The sequence below is a fragment of the Rhodococcus sp. P4_B6 genome, from assembly GCF_056402215.1.
In genome coordinates this window covers 3,618-23,785 of record NZ_JBFUHV010000160.1, presented here as the reverse complement: position 1 = coordinate 23,785, position 20,168 = coordinate 3,618, and the positions used below count along the sequence as shown (strand labels likewise).

The following is a 20,168-nucleotide window of genomic DNA, read 5'->3' as shown; positions in this document are numbered from 1 at the left end:
GCCGTGCACTGCACGGCTCCCCGCCTCTGTCCCTGAGGGCTAGCGGTTGCCGTCGACGACGACCTCCGGGATACCCGCACCGATCGGCACGAACTCGCAGCGAGCGAGCGGAACCGCATCCGGATCGAGCGCCGCACGGACCAGGTCGAGCGCGAACGGATCGTAGGGTGCCCGGAAGTGCCCGGTGCCGTCCTCCGGGCATCGATCCTGGATCAGGATGTTGACCGCCCCGGCGCCGCGGAGCGCCATGTTCGTGTACGGCTGGATCATCTCGTCGTACCGCGACCCGATCGTCGTGTACGAGACGCCGGGCACGGTGTCGCCGCCCGCGTTGAGGGCGTTCATGAACGGCGAGCCCTGCATCTGCTGGCTGACGGCGACCGACGTCACCGTGCGGGCGAAGTCCGGGCCGCCGGGCAGCGCCTGCACGACCGGAACGAGGCCGTACATCACTCCCCCATAGCTGGGCGACGCCAGTCCGACCCAGTGGTCGACGAACGGAACACCGCCGAGCTTGTTGACGTAGTACCTGGTGACGTTCGCGCCCTGCGAATAACCGACGACGTCGACCTTGTCGGCGCCGGTCGCATCGCGGACCCGGTCGACGAACCGGCCTAACTCACCCGCGCTCGCGACGATGTCCTCGGTCCCGAACGAATCGGCACCCGGCGCGCCGCCGTAGTTGAGGGCGAAGACGCAGTATCCGTCCGCGGCGAGGATCGGCGACAGGGCGGCCCAGTCCGCGTACGCGCTGGCGTCGGTGCCGTGTGCGAGCACGACCGGCTCGGGGTGGTCCGCGGAGGGCGTACACGTGAAGTCGTTCGATCCGGCGGGTGCGCTGCCCGGGTGGTCGTGCGCGTACGCAGCGGCGGCACTACGACCGGTCTGGGGAAGCCCGGCGCCGGCGGGCACGACGAGTGAGGGCGGGGAGGCGTCGTCCGCCTGGGCGGTGGACACTGCGCCGGACATCAGCAGGACGACACCCGCGACGACCGCACCGGCACCCCGAAACCTCATGATCTCTCCCGACTTCACTGAGACATTGCTGTGAACCTTCCCAGAATGTGCACGCGCTGTCGCGTCGAGCCGGCGGGTCCGCGGCGGGGTGCGGCGCCCTACGAGTCGGTGACATCCTTGCCGGCTTCGCTCTGATCGTCTTCTGCGAGAAGGCGATACAACGAACGCCGCGCTTCGGTGAGAATCTCGCCTGCCCGCCGGACCTGTTCGTCGTCACCGACCGCGGCGACCTGCCCCGCAGCGCCCATCAGCAGCCCGATCAGGCCCCGCAAGTCCTCGGCCGGCCTGCCGACGCTCTCCCGCACGTCGTCCCACGGGGTGCCGAGTTCGGTCTTGTTCGCCTCGACGAAGGCCTTGCCCTCGTCCGTGAGGCGCGCGGTCTTGCGGCCCGCCACCTTTTCGATGAGCACCAGACCTTCGTCCTCGAGCTGCGACAGCGCAGGATAGATCGAACCGGGACTGGGCTTCCACACCCCGTCGCTGCGTTCGACGATCTGCTGGATCAGCTCGTAGCCGTGCATCGGCTGCTCGGTGAGCAGCAGCAGGATCGCGGAGCGGACATCGCCGCGCCGTCCCCTGCCACCCCGCCCGCGTCCGCGGCCGAAGTGCATTCCGGGCCCGAAGCCCGGACCGCCCTCGGGGCCGAAGCCGCCTCGGCGGTGTCCGTGACGGTGCGGCCCGTCGGGCCGTGCCATCCGTTCGCGTCCGAATCGTTCCCGTCGGGAACCTCTGTGTTCGAAATGGAAGTCTTCCATCATCAGCCTCCTTCTGTATCGCTGATGCATCAACGATATATCGTCAATTGCGACGCGACAAGGCCCCTTTTCTGTGACGGCGGTCAACTACCCGATGCGAATGGGGTCGATCTGTACCCGCGCGGGTAGCGAATCCTTCCGCGCACTGCGCACCGACTGCGCCTCGCCCAGCGCCTTGGCCAGCGGTTTCCCCTCCCCGCGGGGCACCCGGATCAGCATGCGCTCCACCTCCGCCGGCTCCGGCGCGTCACCGGAGAACGGCAGCCGCTCCCCGGCAGGCAGCTCGACCGGGCCGAGCAATTCGGCGTTCGCCGGCAGATCGGCGAGGTCCAGGAGGTCGGCGATCGCCTTCGCGCTGCCGTCGATCGCCGCGAGATGGATAGCGGGCGGAAATCCGACCTCGGCCCGCTCCTCGTACTGCGCACGCGCGTGACCGACCGGATCCCAGCGGACCAGCGCCTGCACCGTCGGAATGCCCGAATCGGCGACCACGACCACCTGACCGCCGTCGGCGAACGAGCGCACGAGCGACGACGCCGTCATCCACCGCCGCATCGTCTCCTCGGCGGCACGCAGATCGGGGCGGCCCAGGAGCGCCCAGCCGTCGAGCAGCAATGCCGCGCCGTAACCGCCCGGCATCACCGGTTCCGCCCCGACCGTCGACACCACGAGGGTCGGGCCCTGCTTCACTTCGTCGACGACGTCCGACCCTCCGGACATCCGCACGGCGACCCCGGGGAAGGCACGACCGAGTTCCTCGGCGGTGCGTCCCGCGCCGACCACGACGGCCCGCAGCGCCCGCGCTCCGCACGCGTGGCAGCGATGTGCGGCGTCGGCGACGCCGCACCACCGGCACGCGGGTGTTCCCGCCCCGTCCGGACCGGCCGCGGACGGCAACGCGAGCGGTCCGTTGCATCGCCGGCACCGCGCGGGCGCCCGGCACTTGCCGCACGCGAGGCTGGGGACGTAGCCGCGCCGGGGGACCTGGACCAGCACTCCCCGGCCGGCGCCGAGAGCCTCCCGGGCGGCGGCGAAGGCGATGGCGGGCAACCGGGCGGCCCGCGCTCCGGGGTCGCGGGCCAGGGCGTGGTCGCTGTCCGCGAGTGCGGTGATCTTCGGGGCGGCCGCCCGCACGGAGTCCCGGGAGGCCACGAGGTCGTGCGCCCAGCCCGAGTCGACCAGGGCCTGGGCCTCCGCGGTGCGCGCGTGCCCGGCCAGCACCACCGCACACCCACTGGCGTACGCGCGGAGCAGCGCCACCTCGCGGGCGTGCGGGTACGGTGCGCGCGGTTCGGAATGGTTGTCGTCCCCGTCGTCCCACACCACGATCAGTCCGGTACGCGGCGTCGGCGCGAACACCGAACTCCGGGTCCCGACGACGACCCTGGCGGTTCCGCGGAGCGCCGCCAGCCAACGCCGGTACCGCAGGGCGGGCCCGAGACCTGCGGCGAGTCCGACGACGGCGTCCTTGCCCAGCAGCGTCTCCACGGCAGCGACCACCCGGTCGAGGTCGCGCTGGTCGGGGACCACGACGACGGTGCTCGCCCCGATGGCGGCGACGAGCCCGGACAGTTCGGCGAGACGCGCCGGCCAGTCCTCGCCGGGGAGTGCCTGCCACACCGCGCGGGGGGCGCGCCCCTCGGACAGCGCCGTCAGGAAAGCGGCGCCGTGGACGTACCGGTCCCACGCGTCGGTGGCGATCGCGGTGCCGGACGCCTCGGGCGGTTCGGACGCGGCCTCGGACTCCGCCCGCGCGTGCCTCGGCGGAATCGCGAGCCGCAGGACGTCGGCACGGGTTCCGGCGTAGCGGCCGGCGACGAGGTCGACGACCCGGGTGATCTCCTCGGTCAGCACCCGCTCCGGTGAGATCACCCGTTCGAGCCAGCCGAACCGGCCCTGATGGTCGCTCGTCGCGGTGCGGGCCACGACGAATCCGTCGACGAGGCGCCCGGCGAACCGGATGCGGACCCGGACCCCGGGCTGCGCCTGCTCGTCGAGGTCCTTCGGCACGAGGTAGTCGAACTCGCGGTCGAGGTGCGCGAGCGGAAGCAGCGGCAGCACCCGGGCAACCGGGTCGACTTCCGCCGCGACCTTGTCCGCGCTCACGCGGCGGCCCCTACCGCAGCGGCGCCCGCCGGGCCGTGACTACCGATCAGAGGCCTGCGGCTGCCCGCAGCTTCTCCGCCCGGTCGATGCTCTCCCACGGGAGGTCGATGTCGGTGCGACCGAAGTGACCGTACGCCGCGGTCTGCGCGTAGATCGGGCGCAGCAGGTCGAGGTCGCGGATGATGGCGCCCGGACGCAGATCGAACGTCTCGGTGATGGCCTGCTGGATCCGAACCGGGTCCGTCTTCTCGGTTCCGAACGTCTCGACGAACAGGCCGACGGGCGCGGCCTTGCCGATCGCGTACGCCACCTGCACCTCGATCCGGTCCGCGAGACCCGCCGCGACCGCGTTCTTGGCCACCCAGCGCATGGCGTAGGCCGCCGACCGGTCGACCTTCGACGGGTCCTTGCCGGAGAACGCGCCGCCGCCGTGGCGGGCCATGCCGCCGTAGGTGTCGACGATGATCTTGCGGCCGGTCAACCCGGCGTCGCCCATCGGGCCGCCGAGCACGAACTTGCCGGTCGGGTTGACGAGCAGGCGGATGTCCGAGACGTCGAGTTCGGGCATGTCGATCTCCGCGAGAACCGAACCGAGCACCTTCTCCCGCAGATCCGGGGTGAGCAGGTTGTCGAGGTCGATGTCGGCGGCGTGCTGCGTCGAGATGACCACGGTGTCGAGGCGCACCGCCTTGTCACCGTCGTATTCGATGGTGACCTGGGTCTTGCCGTCCGGACGCAGGTACGGCAGGACCCCCGACTTGCGGACCTCGGTGAGTCGACGCGACAAYCGGTGCGCCAGCGCGATCGGCAGCGGCATCAGTTCCGGGGTGTCGGTGGTGGCGAACCCGAACATCAGTCCCTGGTCGCCCGCGCCCTGACGGTCGATCTCGTCGTCGCTCAGTTCGCCGGTGCGAACCTCGTGCGAGTGGTCGACGCCCTGGGCGATCTCCGGGGACTGCGCCCCGATCGCCACGTTGACGCCGCAGGAGTTGCCGTCGAAGCCCTTGGCCGAGGAGTCGTACCCGATCTCGAGCACGGTGTCGCGCACGATCTTGGGGATGTCGGCGTAGGCGGTGGTCGTCACCTCACCGGCGACGTGGACCTGTCCGGTGGTCACCAGCGTCTCGACGGCGACGCGGGCACGCGGGTCGTCGGTGAGGAGCGCGTCGAGGATGGAGTCGCTGATCGCATCACAAATCTTGTCCGGGTGCCCCTCGGTCACAGACTCACTGGTGAATAGCCGACTACCGGACTGGCTCACAGAATTCCCTCTCGACAGTTGTCCTGAACAGCACGTGAAAACAGCTTAGCTGCGTAATACAACGAACGACCCTAGCGCCACCCCGGCGGGAGTGACCACCCTTCGAATCACCGAAACTCTGCCGGATATTCCGTCAGAGTGTCCGGCAAAGCTGGCCGACGGCGTCGAGTACCCGGCTCGCCATCAACGCCTTCGATCCGTGCTCGAGCGCGGACTCGGAGCCGTCGGCTCCGAGCAGCCAGCCGTCGTTGTGGTCGACCTCGAACGCCTTGCCCTCACCGACCGCGTTGACGACGAGGAGGTCGCAGCCCTTCCGGGCGAGCTTGGCCCGTGCATACGTGAGGACGTCGCCGTCGGCGTCGCCGGTCTCGGCCGCGAATCCGACGATCACGGTCTTCGCCGGGATCTCGCCGTCCCTCCGGGACTGCACCAGGCCGGCGAGGATGTCCTCGTTCTTGGTGAGTGCGATCGAGTCTGGCTCGCCCGCGCCCTTCTTGATCTTGCTCGCCACCGTCGTCGTCGGCCGGAAGTCGGCGACGGCCGCGGCCATGATCACCGCGTCGAACCCGGGCGCGTGCTTGGCGACGGCGACCCGCATGTCTTCCGCGGTGCGCACGTGCACCATGTCGACGGCGGCCGGGTCGGCGAGGCCGGCGGTGTACCCGGAGACGAGGGTGACCTCGGCCCCGCGCTGCACGGCGAGCCGGGCGATGGCGTACCCCTGCTTGCCCGAACTGCGGTTCCCGAGGAACCGCACCGGGTCGAGCGGCTCCCGGGTGCCGCCCGCGGACACGAGGACCCGCCGGCCCACGAGGTCACGGGGCAGCGCGTCGGGACGCTCGACCAGCAAGGACGCCAATCCGACGATCTCGTCGGGTTCGGGCAGCCTGCCTGCGCCGGTGTCCTTGCCGGTGAGACGGCCGGATGCGGGTTCGATGACGGTCACGCCGCGGTCGCGCAGCGTGGCGACGTTGGCGACGGTGGCCGGGTGCTCCCACATCTCCGTGTGCATCGCCGGTGCGAACACGACGGGACATCGCGCGGTGAGCAGCGTCGCGGTGAGCAGGTCGTCCGCGCGTCCCGCCACGGCCCGCGCCATGAGGTCGGCGGTGGCGGGCGCGATGACGACGAGGTCCGCTTCCTGCCCGAGACGCACATGCGGGACCTGCGGAACGTCGGTGAACACACCCGTGTGCACGGGGTTGCCCGACAGCGCCTCGAACGTCGCCTTGCCGACGAACTCGAGCGCGGACTCCGTCGGGATGACCCGCACGTGGTGTCCGGCCTCGGTGAAGGCTCGGATGACGGCGCAGCTCTTGTACGCGGCGATGCCGCCGCCGACACCGACGACGATCCGCTTGCGCGCCCCCGAGGGCCCCGGTTCCGGTGAATCCGTCACGCGCCCGGAGTCCGGGCCCGCTGCCTGGTCAGGCACTGCAGGTCCTCCGCTCACTCGCCTTCGGTGTGCTCGAGAAGATCGGAGTGGATCTCACGCAGCGCGATCGACAGCGGCTTCTCCTGCAGGCCCGGCTCCACGAGGGGGCCGACGTACTCGAGGATGCCGTCGCCGAGCTGGTTGTAGTAGTCGTTGATCTGACGCGCACGCTTGGCCGCGTAGATCACCAGCGCGTACTTCGACGACGTGCGAGCGAGAAGCTCGTCGATCGGAGGGTTGGTGATGCCGAGCGGGGTGTCGTAAGCCGGCAGGGCGCCGTGGCTGGGTGTTGCGGACGCTGCTGCGGGGGTGCTGCTCACTCGGTATCTCCTGAAATTGTTCTGGCTAGTTGATGTGAGATCTAGTGGGTCGACTCGGACTGTTCCGGTCGTCCAACCAACAAGGATACCAACTCGTCGCACGTTCGGCTGACATCCTCGTTCACGACGACCACGTCGAACTCGTCCTGCGCCTCCAGCTCGACCCGGGCGGTCGCGAGACGCCGCTCCACGACCTCCGCGGATTCGGTGCCCCGGCCGGTCAATCTCTCGACCAGCACGTCCCAGCTCGGGGGCGCCATGAAGACGAGCAGCGCCTCCGGCATCGCGGCACGGACGGCCCGCGCACCGGCGAGATCGACCTCGACCAGCACCGGTCTGCCCTGTTCGATCGCCGCGCGGACGGGTGCGGCCGGGGTTCCCGACAGCTGGAGTCCGCCGTGGATCTCGGCCCATTCGAGCAGCTCACCGGAATCGATCATCCGCTGGAACTCGCCACGAGAGGTGAACCGGTAGTCCTTGCCGTCCACCTCGCCCGGGCGTGGATCACGCGTCGTCGCGGACACGCTGAAGACGAGCTCCGGCATCCGCTCACGCAGGAGTCGCACCACGCTGGACTTACCGACGGCCGAGGGGCCGGCCAGTACTACCAGCCGACCCCTCCGCACTGCGGTCTTGCTCTCTGACACTTGTGCGTCAGCTACCACTGTCGTGCTCAGGCCTCGAAGTCGAACTTCGCGAGCAGGGCCTTCCGCTGCCGATCGCCGAGGCCACGGAGGCGACGGGTCGGAGCGATCTCCAGCTCGGTCATGATCTCCTGCGCCTTGACCTTGCCCACCTTGGGCAGCGCCTCGAGCAGTGCCGACACCTTCATCTTGCCCAGGATCTCGTCGTCCTCGGCGTCCTTGAGAACCTGCTTGAGGTCGGTGCCACCACGCTTCAGGCGCTCCTTGAGCTCAGCCCTGGCCTTGCGGGCAGCAGCTGCCTTCTCCAAAGCAGCAGCGCGCTGCTCATCAGTCAACTGGGGAAGGGCCACGGTTCCTCCGTCTCGTCGTTGGCAAATAGTCCAAACCACTGGATAACCAGCAGCGATAGCGACCGTACTCACGCCAGGCGCCGATTGCGAACCCACCCCCCGAGGTCAGAGCCGGATTCAGGTGGGCTATGAGAGTGCGGACTCGATCTCGTCACGCACCTTCACGGCCGCCTCACGCAGTGCCGCCGCCGACGGTCCCGCCCGAAGAACACCACGAGAACTGTTCGGCAACAACAGTTTACGGGAATCGGGAAAAATGTCGGCGAGATCACCGGGAGTCGCCCCCTGGGCGCCGAGACCGGGCGCGAGAATCGGCCCGGAAAAATTCGACAAATCCAGGCCGTGTCCGCGTGTCGCGCCCACCACCAGACCCACGAGACCCGGTTGCGCGTCGTTGTGCCGGACTGCCGCGTCCACCACGGACTGGGCCACGGACACCCCTGCGGCCGTCCCTGCCGCCTGCAGATCGCCGCCCTCGGGATTGGACGTCCGCGCCAGCACGAAGAGCCCGCGGCCCTGCTCCGCCGCCAGCGACAGCGCCGGATCCAGGGCACCGAATCCCAGGTACGGCGACACCGTCACGGCATCGGACGACAGAGGGGACTCCGCGCCCAGCCAGGACTGCGCGTACGCCGCCATCGTCGACCCGATGTCCCCACGCTTGGCGTCGGCGACGACGAGCGTCCCTGCCTCTCTGAGGACCGAAATGGTGCGTTCGAGCACCGCGTACCCGGCGGAGCCGTACGCTTCGAAGAACGCCACCTGAGGCTTCACGACGGCCACCTCACCGACGAAGGCCTCCACGCAGATCTCCGCGAACGTCTCCAGCCCCTCGGCGGAGACGGGAAGGCCCCACGCCTCGAGCAGCCCGGGATGCGGGTCGATGCCGACACACAACCGCCCCCGGTGCTCGACCGCCGACGTCAGCCGATGCACCCAGGAGTGGTGGTGGTGATGGTGTCCGCTCACGACGAGACGGCCCCGCTCGCGGGGGCCACGACGACGGCGGGCGAGCGCAGCCGCGCGTGCAGCGCCTGGAGCGACTGAACGCCGATGTCGCCGCGGATCGCGGCCTCGATGCCCTGCACCGCGGCGGACGCGCCCTGCACGGTGGTGACGCACGGGATGTTCGTGGCGACGGCCGCGCTGCGGATCTCGTAGCCGTCGACACGCGGTCCGGAGTTGCCGTACGGCGTGTTGATCACCATGTCGACCTCGCCGTCGCGGATCGTCTCGACGATGGTGCGCTCCCCCGCCTCCAGCTTCTCGCCGGAGTGCTTGTGCACCTCCTGGCAGGTGATCCCGTTGCGGCGGAGGACCGCCGCGGTGCCCTCGGTGGCCAGGATCCGGAAGCCGAGGTCGGCGAGCCGCTTGACCGGGAAGATCAGCGACCGCTTGTCCTTGTTGGCGACCGAGACGAACACCGAGCCCGAGGTGGGCAGCGAACCGTACGCGGCCGTCTGGCTCTTGGCGAACGCGGTGCCGAAGTCGGCGTCGATGCCCATGACCTCGCCGGTCGACTTCATCTCCGGGCTCAGCAGGGTGTCGACCCCGGTGCCGTCGGCGCGGCGGAACCGGTTGAACGGCAGCACCGCCTCCTTGACGGCGACGGGCGCGTCCGCCGGGGTCCAGCCGCCGTCGCCGGTGGCCGGGAGCACGCCGCTCGCGCGCAGATCGGCGATGGACTCGCCGAGCATGACGCGGGCGCACGCCTTGGCAAGCTGCACGGCCGTCGCCTTCGACACGAACGGCACGGTGCGGCTGGCGCGGGGGTTGGCCTCGAGGWCGTACAGGATGTCGTCCTTGAGTGCGTACTGGACGTTGAGCAGGCCCTTCACGCCGATGCCCTTCGCGAGCGCCTCCGTCGAGCGGCGGACGTTCTCGAGGTCGGCGCGGCCGAGGGTGATCGGCGGCAGCGCACAGGCCGAGTCGCCCGAGTGGATACCGGCCTCCTCGATGTGCTCCATCACGCCGCCGAGGTACACCTCGGTGCCGTCGCAGAGTGCGTCGACGTCGATCTCGATGGCGTCTTCCAGGAAGCGGTCGACCAGCACCGGCCGGTCGTCGGAGATCTCGGTGGCGCGGGAGATGTAGCTTTCGAGGGACGCCTCGTCGTACACGATCTCCATGCCGCGGCCACCGAGGACGTACGACGGCCGCACCAGCACCGGGTATCCGATGCCGGCCGCGATGTCGCGGGCCCCGGCGAACGTGGTGGCGGTGCCGAACTTGGGGGCGGGCAGGCCGGCGTCGACCAGCACCTTCCCGAACTCGCCGCGGTCCTCCGCGAGGTCGATCGCCTCGGGGCTGGTGCCGACGATCGGCACCCCCGCCGCCTTCAGCCGCTTCGCCAGACCCAGCGGGGTCTGACCGCCGAGCTGCACGATCACACCGGCGACGGTGCCCGAGATCGACTCCGCCCGGTACACCTCGAGCACGTCCTCGAACGTGAGCGGTTCGAAGTACAGCCGGTCGGCCGTGTCGTAGTCGGTGGAGACGGTCTCCGGGTTGCAGTTGACCATCACGGTCTCGTAGCCGGCCTCCGACAGCGTCAGGGCGGCGTGGACGCAGGAGTAGTCGAACTCGATGCCCTGACCGATGCGGTTCGGTCCGGAACCGAGGATCAGGACCTTCGGACGCTCGGTCTGCGGGGCCACCTCGGACTCGGCCGCCGGGTCCAGTTCGTACGTGGAGTAGTGGTACGGCGTCTTCGCCTCGAACTCGGCGGCGCAGGTGTCGACCGTCTTGTAAACGGGGTGGACGTCCCACTGCTCACGCAGCGCGCGGACCGCGTCCTCGCCGCCGATCTCGGGGCGCAGGGCCGCGATCTGCCGGTCCGACAGGCCATGGTGCTTGGCGCGGCGCAGGACCCGCTCGGTCACCTCGGGCGCCTCGCGCAGCGCGTCCCCGAGTTCGTGGATCTGCATGATCTGGTCGAGGAACCAGGGGTCGATCTTCGTGGCGTCGAACAGCTGCTCGACGGTGGCGCCGAGCGCGAACGCCTTCTCCAGGCCGTACACGCGACCGTCGCGGGGGATGCTCAGTTCCGCGAGGAGGCTGTCGAGGTCGTCGGCCTCCACGTCGGGACCCGTCCAGTACCCGGCCCGCTTGGTCTCGAGGGAGCGCAGCACCTTGCCGAACGCCTCGGTGAAGTTGCGGCCGATCGACATGGCCTCACCGACCGACTTCATCGTGGTGGTGAGGGTGTCGTCGGCGCCGGGGAACTTCTCGAACGCGAACCGGGGCGCCTTGACCACGACGTAGTCGAGGGTCGGCTCGAAGCACGCCGGGGTTTCCTTGGTGATGTCGTTGACGATCTCGTCCAGCGTGTAGCCGATGGCGAGCTTCGCGGCGATCTTCGCGATCGGGAAGCCGGTCGCCTTGGACGCGAGCGCGCTGGACCGGGACACGCGCGGGTTCATCTCGATGACGACGAGACGCCCGTCGGCAGGGTCCATCGCGAACTGGATGTTGCAGCCGCCGGTATCGACGCCGACCTCGCGGAGGATGTCGATCGAGAGATCGCGCATCGCCTGGTACTCGCGGTCGGTGAGGGTCATGGCGGGGGCGACGGTGATCGAGTCACCGGTGTGCACACCGACCGGGTCGACGTTCTCGATCGAGCACACGATCACCACGTTGTCGCGGCCGTCGCGCATCAGCTCGAGCTCGTATTCCTTCCACCCGAGGATCGACTCCTCGATCAGCACGTTGGCGGTGGGGGACGCCGCGAGGCCGCCGCCGGCGATCCGCGTGAGGTCCTCGTCGTCGTAGGCCATGCCGGAGCCGAGTCCGCCCATCGTGAACGACGGCCGCACGACGACGGGGAAGCCCAGTTCGGCGACCGTGTCGCGGACCTCGTCCATCGTGTAGCAGACGCGGGAGCGCGCCGACTCGCCGCCGACCTTGGCGACGATGTCTTTGAACTTCTGCCGGTCCTCGCCGCGCTGGATGGCGTCGAAGTCGGCGCCGATCAGCTCGACGTCGTACTTCTCGAGGATGCCCTGCTCGTGCAGCGCCACCGCGGTGTTCAGGGCCGTCTGGCCGCCGAGCGTCGCGAGGACGGCGTCGATCGGGTGCCCCTTCTCGGCCTCGAGGGCGATCACCTTCTCGACGAACTCGGCGGTGATCGGCTCCACATACGTGGCGTCCGCGAATTCGGGGTCGGTCATGATCGTGGCCGGGTTGGAGTTGACGAGGCTGACCCGCAGGCCCTCCTCGCGCAGCACCCGGCAGGCCTGGGTTCCGGAGTAATCGAACTCACAGGCCTGGCCGATGACGATCGGCCCGGAGCCGATCACCAGGATGTGGGAGAGATCTGTACGGCGTGGCATTAGTTCTTGACTCCCTCGAGCAGGCTGGTGAAGCGGTCGAACAGGTACGCGGCGTCGTGCGGGCCCGCCGCGGCCTCGGGGTGGTACTGCACCGAGAAGGCCGATCCGTCGAGCAGGCGGACTCCCTCGACGGCGCCGTCGTTGGCGCAGGTGTGGCTGACGACGGCCTTGCCGAACGGGGTGTCGAACTCTTGTCCGGCCTCCCCCTCCAGCGCGAACCCGTGGTTCTGTGCGGTGATCGCGATGCGTCCCGTCTCGTGTTCGACGACCGGGATGTTGATGCCCCGGTGACCGAACTTCATCTTGTACGTGCCGAGACCGAGTGCGCGCCCGAGAATCTGGTTGCCGAAACAGATGCCGAACAGGGGCAGACCCTGCCCGATGACTTCCTTCGTCAGGTGCACGGCGCCGTCGGCGGTCGCCGGGTCGCCGGGACCGTTGGAGAGGAAGACGCCGTCGGCCTTCAGGTCCAGGATCTGCGCGAGCGTGGCGTCGGACGGGAGCACGTGCACCCGGATGCCGCGCTCGGCGAACATGCGCGGGGTGTTGGTCTTGATGCCGAGGTCGATGGCCGCGACCGTGAAGCGCGCGTCTCCCCCGGTCGGCTCGACGACGTACCCGCTGGTGGTGCTGACCTCGCCGGCCAGGTCCGCGCCGAGCATCGACGGCTGGCCCTTCACCCGCTCGAGCAGCACGTCGGTGTCGGCGAGGGCGTCGCCGGAGAACACGCCGGCGCGCATGGAGCCCCGGGTGCGCAGGTGGCGGACCAGGGCCCGGGTGTCGATGCCGGCGATCCCGACGACTCCCTGCTTGACGAGCTCGTCCTGCAGGGATCCGGTGGCGCGCCAGCTGGAGGTGCGGCGGGCGGGGTCGCGGACGACGTACCCGGCGACCCAGATCTTCGCCTCGGCGCTGCTGCCGGTCGGCCCGACGGACTCGTCGTCCTCGTCGTTCCACCCGGTGTTGCCGATCTGCGGCGCGGTGGCCACGACGATCTGGCGGTGGTAGCTGGGGTCGGTGAGCGTCTCCTGGTACCCGGTCATGCCGGTGCTGAAGACGGCCTCACCGAGCGTCTGACCGACGGCACCGAAAGTGGTGCCCCGGAATACCCGTCCGTCCTCGAGGACCAGTACTGCAGAGTCGGTGTCGTAGCCGCTCATGCGTTCTCTCCGTTCTGCTCGACCTCACCAGAGCTCGCCGCATTCGCTGAATCTTCACTGTCTGTCTTGCCGTCCGGCTTCCCTGCGCCCACCCAGGCGGGGTACACGGACTTGTCGTCGCTGCGGAATCCGGTGTCGATCTCGGTGCCGGTCGGCAGCTCCCACCGGATCACCAGGACGCCGTCCTTGCTCATGACCTTGCCCGCGAGGCCGCGTTCGGTGCGCACGGCGCGGACCGCGTCCTGCGGTATCCAGATCGCCGACGCCCCGTCCCGTTCGAGCAGGATCCCGGTTTCGTAGCGGGAGATCTCACCCGTCGCCCGGAAGCCGAGGTCACCGACCGCGATCCGGTCCTGCCAGCTGGGGGCGAGGGTGCTGCCCACGTACAGTCCGGTGGCCGGGGCGATCGTCTGCGCGCCGAGGTGCGCGGGCACGCCGGGAAGCTGCCCGACCCGGTCGGCCTGCCGCCGGGCGCGACCGCGCCAGCCGACGTACATGAGGAAGATGGCCAGCGCCCAGAACGCGACGAGGCCGACTACCCACAGAATTCTCTCCACCGTCATCCCCTGCCGTTTCGCACCCGGACGCGGGCCTGRCCGTCGCTCGCGGTGATCCGGCCGCGCAGGATCGTCGTCGTCACCCGGGCCGGAAGGGTCATCGACTCGTAGGGCGTGTTGTGGGCGACGCTGGCGAGATCGGGGCCGTGGACCGTCCATTCGGCGTCCGGATCGATCAGCACGAGGTTGGCGGGCTCGCCCACCTCGAGCGGGCGACCCTGGTCGTCGAGTCCGACGATCTCGGCCGGGCGCTCACTCATCACCCTGGCAACGCCGCGCCAGTCGAGCAGCCCCGTGCGGACCATCGTCTGCACGACGATCGACAGCGCGGTCTCGAGCCCCAGCATTCCGGGGCGGGCGGCCGCGAACTCGCAGCACTTGTCCTGCTCGGCGTGCGGCGCGTGGTCGGTCGCGACGCAGTCGATGGTCCCCTCGGCCAGTCCGGCCCGGAGCGCGGCGACGTCGCTCGCCTCCCGCAGGGGCGGGTTCACCTTGTTGACGGCGTCGTACGTCTCGAGCCGCGAGTCGTCGAGCAGCAGGTGATGCGGGGTGACCTCGGCGGTGATCGAAATACCTTGCCCGCGTGCCCACTTCATCAGTTCGACGGTGCCGGCGGTGGAGGCGTGGCAGATGTGCACCCGCGCCCCGGCGTCGCGGGCGAGCAGTGCGTCACGGGCGACGATCGACTCCTCGGCGGCGCGCGGCCACCCCGCCAGCCCGAGCCGGGCGGCGGTGGGTCCTTCGTGCGCGATCGCCCCGACGGTCAGTCGCGGCTCCTCCGCGTGCTGCGCGATGAGCACTCCGAGCGAGCTCGAGTACTCGAGGGCCCGGCGCATGATCAGCGGGTCGTAGACGCAGTGGCCGTCGTCCGAGAACATCCGCACCCGGCCGGCCCCCGACGCCATCGTGGCCATCTCGGCGAGCTGCTTGCCCTCGAGCCCCACGGTGACGGCGCCGACGGGGTGCACGTCGACGAGCCCGACCTCCCGGCCGCGGCGCCACACGTGGTCGGTGACGACCACCGAGTCGGCCACCGGGCTGGTGTTGGCCATCGCGAACACCGCGGTGTACCCGCCGAGCGCGGCGGCGGCCGAACCGGAATCGATGGTCTCGGTGTCCTCGCGGCCGGGTTCCCGCAGGTGCGTGTGCAGATCGACGAAACCGGGGAGCAGGATCTGCCCCGCCGCGTCGATCACCTCGGCGTCGGGCGTGGCGTCCTTGCCCGCGTCCGCTCCGATCGCGGCGATGACGCCGTCACCGAGCAGAACGTCGGTGGGCTCGCCCTCGCCGTACAGCAACACGTTCTTGATGAGCACTGTCTCTCCTGTCACTGCACTGTCACTCATCCCGCAACTTCCTCCGCCCCGACCAGCAGCCGGAACAGCACCGCCATCCGCATGTGCACACCGTTGGTCACCTGCTGCAGCACGGCGGTTCTCGACGAATCAGCCACCGCCGAGGCGATTTCCATGCCGCGCAGCATCGGACCGGGGTGCAGCACCACCGCGTGCTCGGGAAGCAGCGCGAGCCGCTTCTCCGACAGGCCGTAATTGATCGAGTACTCCCGCTGGGACGGGAAGAACCCGCCGTTCATCCGTTCCGCCTGCACCCGCAGCATGAGGACGGCGTCGAGACCGGGCAGCTCCGCGTCGAGGGAATGCGCCACCGACACCGGCCACGACGACACACCGACCGGGAGCAGCGTGGGCGGCGCGACGAGGACGACCTCGGCGCCGAGCATCGACAGCAGCAGCGCGTTCGACCGCGCGACCCGGCTGTGGAGGATGTCGCCGACGATGGCGATGCGCTTGCCCTCGATGTCGCCGAGGCGCTGACGCAGTGTGAGCGCGTCGAGAAGCGCCTGGGTGGGGTGTTCGTGCGTGCCGTCGCCCGCATTGATCACCGCGGGTCCGCCGTCGTCCTGACGTCCGGTCCAGCTCGCGATCTGGTGGGCCGCACCCGACGCGGGGTGCCGCACGATCAGGGCGTCGGCGCCGGCGGCGCGCAACGTCATCGCCGTGTCCCGGAGCGATTCACCCTTCGACACCGACGAACTGGACGCGCTGACGTTGATGACGTCTGCGCTCATCCACTTGCCTGCGACCTCGAACGACACCCGGGTGCGGGTCGAGTTCTCGAAGAACACGGTCATCACGGTCCGGCCGCGCAGCGTCGGGAGCTTCCGCACCTCACGCCCGAGGAGGGCCTGTTCGAAGCGTTCGGCCTCGTCGAGAAGTTCGACGGCCGATTCCCGTGTCAGGTCCGCGATCGACAACAGGTGCTTCACTTAGCTCTTCCCCCCGGAGATCATGACCGCGTCGCGGCCGTCGTGTTCGCTCAGGAGCACCTTGACGTCCTCGGTGCGGGCGGTGGGCACGTTCTTGCCCACGTAGTCGGCGCGCAGCGGCAGTTCACGGTGCCCGCGGTCGACGAGGACGGCCAGCTGGACGGCACGGGGCCGACCGAGGTCGCGGAGGGCGTCGAGCGCCGAGCGGACGGTGCGGCCGGAGAACAGCACGTCGTCGACGAGGACGACCAGGGTGTTGTCGACGCCGCCCTCGGGCACCGAGGTGCGTTCGAGGGGCCGGTGCGGTTTGGTCCGCAGATCGTCGCGGTACAGGGTGATGTCGAGGGAGCCGACCGGTGGGCGCACCCCGGAGAATTCTTCGACCTTCCCGGCGAGCCGCGCGGCGAGCGTCGTGCCCCGGGTCGGGATGCCGATCAGAACGACACGCGGCGCTTCACCGTCCGCGGCGTCGATCGCGGTCTTCTCGATGATCTGGTGCGCGATTCGCGCAATGGTCCGTCCCACATCGGCTGCGGACAGCAGCTCTCGTGCGGGTTCGACGGACGGGGACTCTTCTGGTGTTGAATCCGCCGGTTCCCCGGCGGGGCGAGACCCTTCGGGCACGCGCATACAACGACCTCCTTCTCCGCCTCACTGGACGGATCGTTAAAGGATGCCTGACGCGGACAGCTTATCAGCGCGTCGACTGCGCCAGGCCCGGACCCCTGACCTGCGGACCCGCCGACGCGGGCCCGCAGCGGGACACGAACTTACGAGCGGGCGTCGTTCGACTCGCCGTCGGCGGTCTCGGCGCGGCGCGACGTCGCGGCCGCAGCCGACCGCACCTGCGGGGCCACCAGCACGACCTGACCGAGGATGCCGTTGACGAAACCCGGCGACTCGTCGGTGGAGAGCTGCTTGGCGAGCTCCACCGCCTCGTCCACGGCCACGACCGGAGGCACGTCGGTGGCGTGGAACAGCTCCCACACGGCGATCCGCAGGATGGCGCGGTCGACGGCGGGAAGCCGCTCCAGCGTCCAGTCCTGCAGGTGGGACGAGATCACCTCGTCGAGACGGTCCAGGTTCTCCGCGACACCCGTCACCACGGTGACGGTGTACGGGGCGACCGGTGCCACCGCATCGTCCTTGCCGGACAATTCCGCGCGCTCGGTCGCGAGATCGACCGGATCGAGATCTCGCGCCTCGGCCTCGAAGAGGAAATCGACGGCGCGTTTGCGGGCCTTGTGCCGTGCGCCGAGTTTCTTATGCGTACCGGACACTCAGGAATTCACACGCCCGAGGTAGTTGCCGTCGCGGGAGTCGACCTTCAGCTTGTCACCGGTGTTGATGAACAGCGGAACGTTGATCTCGGCTCCGGTCTCGAGGGTGGCGGGCTTGGTGCCGCCGGTGGAGCGGTCGCCCTGCAGGCCGGGATCGGTGTGCTGGACCACCAGTTCGACGGTGACGGGCAGTTCCACGAACAGCGGAACGTCCTCGTGCGTCGCGACCTGCACGGCCATGTTCTCGAGCATGAAGCGGGCGCCGTCGCCGACGGTGGCCTCGCTGATCGAGATCTGGTCGTAGGTGTCGCCGTCCATGAAGATGTAGTCGGTGCCGTCGTGGTACAGGTACGTCATGTCACGGCGGTCGACCGTGGCCGTGTCCACCTTGACGCCGGCGTTGAACGTCTTGTCGACGACCTTGCCCGAGAGCACGTTCTTCAACTTGGTGCGCACGAACGCGGGACCCTTGCCGGGCTTCACGTGCTGGAACTCGGTAATCGTCCACAGCTGGCCTTCGATCTGCAGGACCAGGCCGTTCTTGAAATCACTGGTGGAAGCCACTTGCTTCGCGTCTCCTCGATAAGGTCGAAACCGTCTACACGACAGTCAGGTCTTTGGTGGTGAGTGTGAGCAGTTCCGGTCCCTGCTCACGAACCACGAGCGTGTCCTCGATCCGCACGCCTCCGCGCCCGGAGAAGTACACGCCCGGCTCGACGGTCACCGCCGCACCGTCCAGAAGTGTACCGGTGCCCAGCTTGCCGATTCCCGGAGCTTCGTGGATCTCCAGGCCGACGCCGTGTCCGAGCCCGTGCAGGAACAGCTCCCCGTAGCCGGCGTCGTCGATGACCCGGCGGGCGGCGGCGTCCACCGCGGACACCTCCGCTCCCGGGCGCAGCGCGTCCCGCCCGGCCTCCTGCGACCGCGCGACCAGCGCATACACGTCGCGTTGCCAGTCCGCGGCCTGCCCCAGGACGTACGTTCTGGTCATGTCCGAGTGGTAACCGCCGATCTCCGCCCCGAAGTCCAGCTTGACGAAGTCGCCGCTGCCGAGCACCGCCTCGGTCGGGCGGTGGTGCGGGATCGCCGAGTGGGCGCCGGCCGCGACGATGGTCTCGAACGAGATGCCGTCGGCGCCGTGCGCGAGCATCAGCGCCTCGAGTTCCCGGCCGACCTCCTTCTCGGTGCGCCCTGGGCGGAGACCACCGCGCTCGATCAGCTCGGCGAGCGCGGAGTCGGCGGCCGCGCACGCCGCGCGCAGCAGTCCGACCTCGAAGTCGTCCTTCACCATCCGCAGTTCCTCGACGAGACCCGGAACGGGGTCGAGCCGCGCGTCCGGCGCGAGCACCGACCAGGCGGCGAACTCGTCCACGGTGACGACATGACTCTCGAACGCCAGCGACGAGGGGCTCTGCCGCCTCACCGATTCGATGAGGTGGGCGGCGCTGGCGCGGGCAATCTCGGCCCGCAGATCGGGAACCTGTTCTCCGACCTGCGTGAGGTAGCGGCCGTCGGTGCAGATGACGGTGCGCTCCTCGGCGCCCTCCGCGTCCGACGCGTGCACGAGCAGCGCGGCGTTGGAGCCGGTGAACCCGGTGAGATACCGGATGTTCACCAGATTCGTCACCAGAAGTGCGTCGAGATCCCGGGCGGCGAGGGCCGCACGCAGCGCCGCGCGCCGCGAACCATGATCAGCAGGCATGTCGTCAAACGTACCGGCAATCCGCCGCCGGGAGGGCGCGGATCGACGGCACCGGTGCAGCGGCGAGAACAGGTTCCAGACAGCCCCCGTGTGGGTTAGGCCACACGGGCGAAAACCCGCTCGTTACGCTGTGCCCATGAATGCGTGGGTGGTACGCGGCCTCGGCATGGCCCTGATACATGTTTTCGTTCGTGTGATCCTCGGTGTGTCGATTACACAGTGGCCGCTTCAGGGTTCCGCTCTGAGATGGCTCGCACTGCTGATCGTGGTGTTCGTGGCACTGATCTGGGCCGGCATCGACGGCATCCGGGACCGTCGCCGGAACCCCGATCCGGAGGACGGCGCCGACCTGACGATGCTGTGGCTGAAGGCGGCCCTGCTCGGCGGAGTCGTCGCGGGTGTGGGGAGCTGGCTGGCCAACCTGGTGCCGAACCTCAACGTCACCCAGAACTCGTTCTTCTTCGAGATCACGTCCGGGGCCGCGTTCACGGTCCTGCTGATCTTCGTTCCTGCCATGCTCGCCGTGTTCCTCGGCCGGTTCTTCGTCGGCCGGGACTCCAGGAAGACGGTGAAGGACCGCGGCGAACGCCGGCCGGCGGCGCACGGCGCCGGAGTGGCCGCAGGAGCCGCAGCGGGGGGAACCGCAGCCGCAGCCGTCGCCGACGACGACGGGTACGGACAGAACTACCCCGGCCAGGCATACGAGCAGACCCCGGACACCGGGTACGCCGGTTCCGACGCCGACACCGCGGTGTTCGAACCGGTGCACAACTACCGCGAGGACACATCGGACCTCGATCAGTCGCAGGGCGGGGACACCACCTGGCAGGACCCGGTCGACCTCGGGAAGCGGACCACGGACGACCCGCGCCGCGGCGAGTAGCAGCCGTTCGACTCTCCAATACCCGACCGACGACACACCGACAGACGGCGCGGCGGTGTGAGCGCACTCGCTCACAC

19 protein-coding genes are annotated in these 20,168 nt (G+C 69.5%); 1 reads left to right on the top strand and 18 read right to left on the bottom strand.

Annotated features, from left to right (window positions below; genetic code table 11):
* Positions 1–39: 39 nt before the first annotated feature.
* The 18 genes from AC1DWT_RS40750 to AC1DWT_RS40665 form a co-directional block, all read right to left on the bottom strand.
* Positions 40–1,017: an esterase/lipase family protein gene (locus AC1DWT_RS40750; RefSeq protein ID WP_206015424.1), complete on the bottom strand. Its 978-nt coding sequence runs from the start codon at positions 1,015–1,017 to the stop codon at positions 40–42.
* Between the two features lie 98 nt (positions 1,018–1,115).
* Positions 1,116–1,772 carry a PadR family transcriptional regulator gene (locus tag AC1DWT_RS40745; RefSeq protein ID WP_206016261.1) on the bottom strand — a complete coding sequence of 219 codons (657 nt, stop codon included), beginning with the start codon at positions 1,770–1,772 and terminating at the stop codon, positions 1,116–1,118.
* Positions 1,773–1,859: 87 nt separating this feature from the next.
* Positions 1,860–3,878: a primosomal protein N' gene (locus tag AC1DWT_RS40740; RefSeq protein ID WP_206015423.1), complete on the bottom strand. Its 2,019-nt coding sequence runs from the start codon at positions 3,876–3,878 to the stop codon at positions 1,860–1,862.
* A gap of 46 nt (positions 3,879–3,924) precedes the next feature.
* Positions 3,925–5,139 (bottom strand): methionine adenosyltransferase, encoded by a 1,215-nt coding sequence (gene metK / locus AC1DWT_RS40735; RefSeq protein WP_072942128.1) that lies wholly within the window; start codon positions 5,137–5,139, stop codon positions 3,925–3,927.
* Between the two features lie 133 nt (positions 5,140–5,272).
* Positions 5,273–6,574: a bifunctional phosphopantothenoylcysteine decarboxylase/phosphopantothenate--cysteine ligase CoaBC gene (coaBC, locus tag AC1DWT_RS40730; protein WP_206015422.1), complete on the bottom strand. Its 1,302-nt coding sequence runs from the start codon at positions 6,572–6,574 to the stop codon at positions 5,273–5,275.
* 14 nt (positions 6,575–6,588) lie between these two features.
* Positions 6,589–6,894: a DNA-directed RNA polymerase subunit omega gene (gene rpoZ / locus AC1DWT_RS40725; RefSeq protein ID WP_009480427.1), complete on the bottom strand. Its 306-nt coding sequence runs from the start codon at positions 6,892–6,894 to the stop codon at positions 6,589–6,591.
* A gap of 41 nt (positions 6,895–6,935) precedes the next feature.
* Entirely contained in the window at positions 6,936–7,559 is a 624-nt protein-coding gene (gene gmk / locus AC1DWT_RS40720; protein WP_206015421.1) for a guanylate kinase, read from the bottom strand.
* An 8-nt stretch (positions 7,560–7,567) separates the two neighbouring features.
* On the bottom strand, positions 7,568–7,888 hold the full coding sequence (mihF, locus tag AC1DWT_RS40715) for an integration host factor, actinobacterial type (protein WP_072942134.1): 321 nt from the start codon (positions 7,886–7,888) through the stop codon (positions 7,568–7,570).
* 126 nt (positions 7,889–8,014) lie between these two features.
* The gene (pyrF, locus tag AC1DWT_RS40710) at positions 8,015–8,824 is read right to left on the bottom strand and encodes an orotidine-5'-phosphate decarboxylase (protein WP_095861041.1); all 810 of its coding nucleotides are present in this window, start codon (positions 8,822–8,824) and stop codon (positions 8,015–8,017) included.
* Between the two features lie 29 nt (positions 8,825–8,853).
* The gene (gene carB / locus AC1DWT_RS40705; RefSeq protein ID WP_477924966.1) at positions 8,854–12,222 is read right to left on the bottom strand and encodes a carbamoyl-phosphate synthase large subunit; all 3,369 of its coding nucleotides are present in this window, start codon (positions 12,220–12,222) and stop codon (positions 8,854–8,856) included.
* The gene (gene carA / locus AC1DWT_RS40700) at positions 12,222–13,382 is read right to left on the bottom strand and encodes a glutamine-hydrolyzing carbamoyl-phosphate synthase small subunit (protein ID WP_072942140.1); all 1,161 of its coding nucleotides are present in this window, start codon (positions 13,380–13,382) and stop codon (positions 12,222–12,224) included. The genes carB and carA overlap by 1 nt, the downstream gene beginning before the upstream one ends.
* Positions 13,379–13,945: a PH-like domain-containing protein gene (locus tag AC1DWT_RS40695; protein WP_072942142.1), complete on the bottom strand. Its 567-nt coding sequence runs from the start codon at positions 13,943–13,945 to the stop codon at positions 13,379–13,381. The genes carA and AC1DWT_RS40695 overlap by 4 nt, the downstream gene beginning before the upstream one ends.
* On the bottom strand, positions 13,942–15,285 hold the full coding sequence (locus tag AC1DWT_RS40690; RefSeq protein WP_206015419.1) for a dihydroorotase: 1,344 nt from the start codon (positions 15,283–15,285) through the stop codon (positions 13,942–13,944). Before AC1DWT_RS40690 ends, AC1DWT_RS40695 begins: the two co-directional genes overlap by 4 nt.
* Positions 15,282–16,226: an aspartate carbamoyltransferase catalytic subunit gene (locus AC1DWT_RS40685; RefSeq protein WP_072942146.1), complete on the bottom strand. Its 945-nt coding sequence runs from the start codon at positions 16,224–16,226 to the stop codon at positions 15,282–15,284. The genes AC1DWT_RS40690 and AC1DWT_RS40685 overlap by 4 nt, the downstream gene beginning before the upstream one ends.
* Positions 16,227–16,856 carry a bifunctional pyr operon transcriptional regulator/uracil phosphoribosyltransferase PyrR gene (gene pyrR, locus AC1DWT_RS40680; protein ID WP_015890604.1) on the bottom strand — a complete coding sequence of 210 codons (630 nt, stop codon included), beginning with the start codon at positions 16,854–16,856 and terminating at the stop codon, positions 16,227–16,229. It lies immediately after the preceding gene.
* A 140-nt stretch (positions 16,857–16,996) separates the two neighbouring features.
* Complete coding sequence (nusB, locus tag AC1DWT_RS40675) at positions 16,997–17,506, bottom strand: transcription antitermination factor NusB (protein WP_072942147.1); 510 nt, start codon at positions 17,504–17,506, stop codon at positions 16,997–16,999.
* A complete protein-coding gene (gene efp, locus AC1DWT_RS40670; protein ID WP_005241702.1) occupies positions 17,507–18,070 on the bottom strand; it encodes an elongation factor P in 564 nt (187 codons plus the stop codon).
* A gap of 34 nt (positions 18,071–18,104) precedes the next feature.
* Entirely contained in the window at positions 18,105–19,208 is a 1,104-nt protein-coding gene (locus AC1DWT_RS40665) for an aminopeptidase P family protein (RefSeq protein ID WP_072942149.1), read from the bottom strand.
* A 136-nt stretch (positions 19,209–19,344) separates the two neighbouring features.
* On the opposite strand from AC1DWT_RS40665, the gene AC1DWT_RS40660 reads away from it, so the two are divergent.
* On the top strand, positions 19,345–20,091 hold the full coding sequence (locus tag AC1DWT_RS40660; RefSeq protein ID WP_072942150.1) for a B-4DMT family transporter: 747 nt from the start codon (positions 19,345–19,347) through the stop codon (positions 20,089–20,091).
* Positions 20,092–20,168 lie beyond the last annotated feature (77 nt).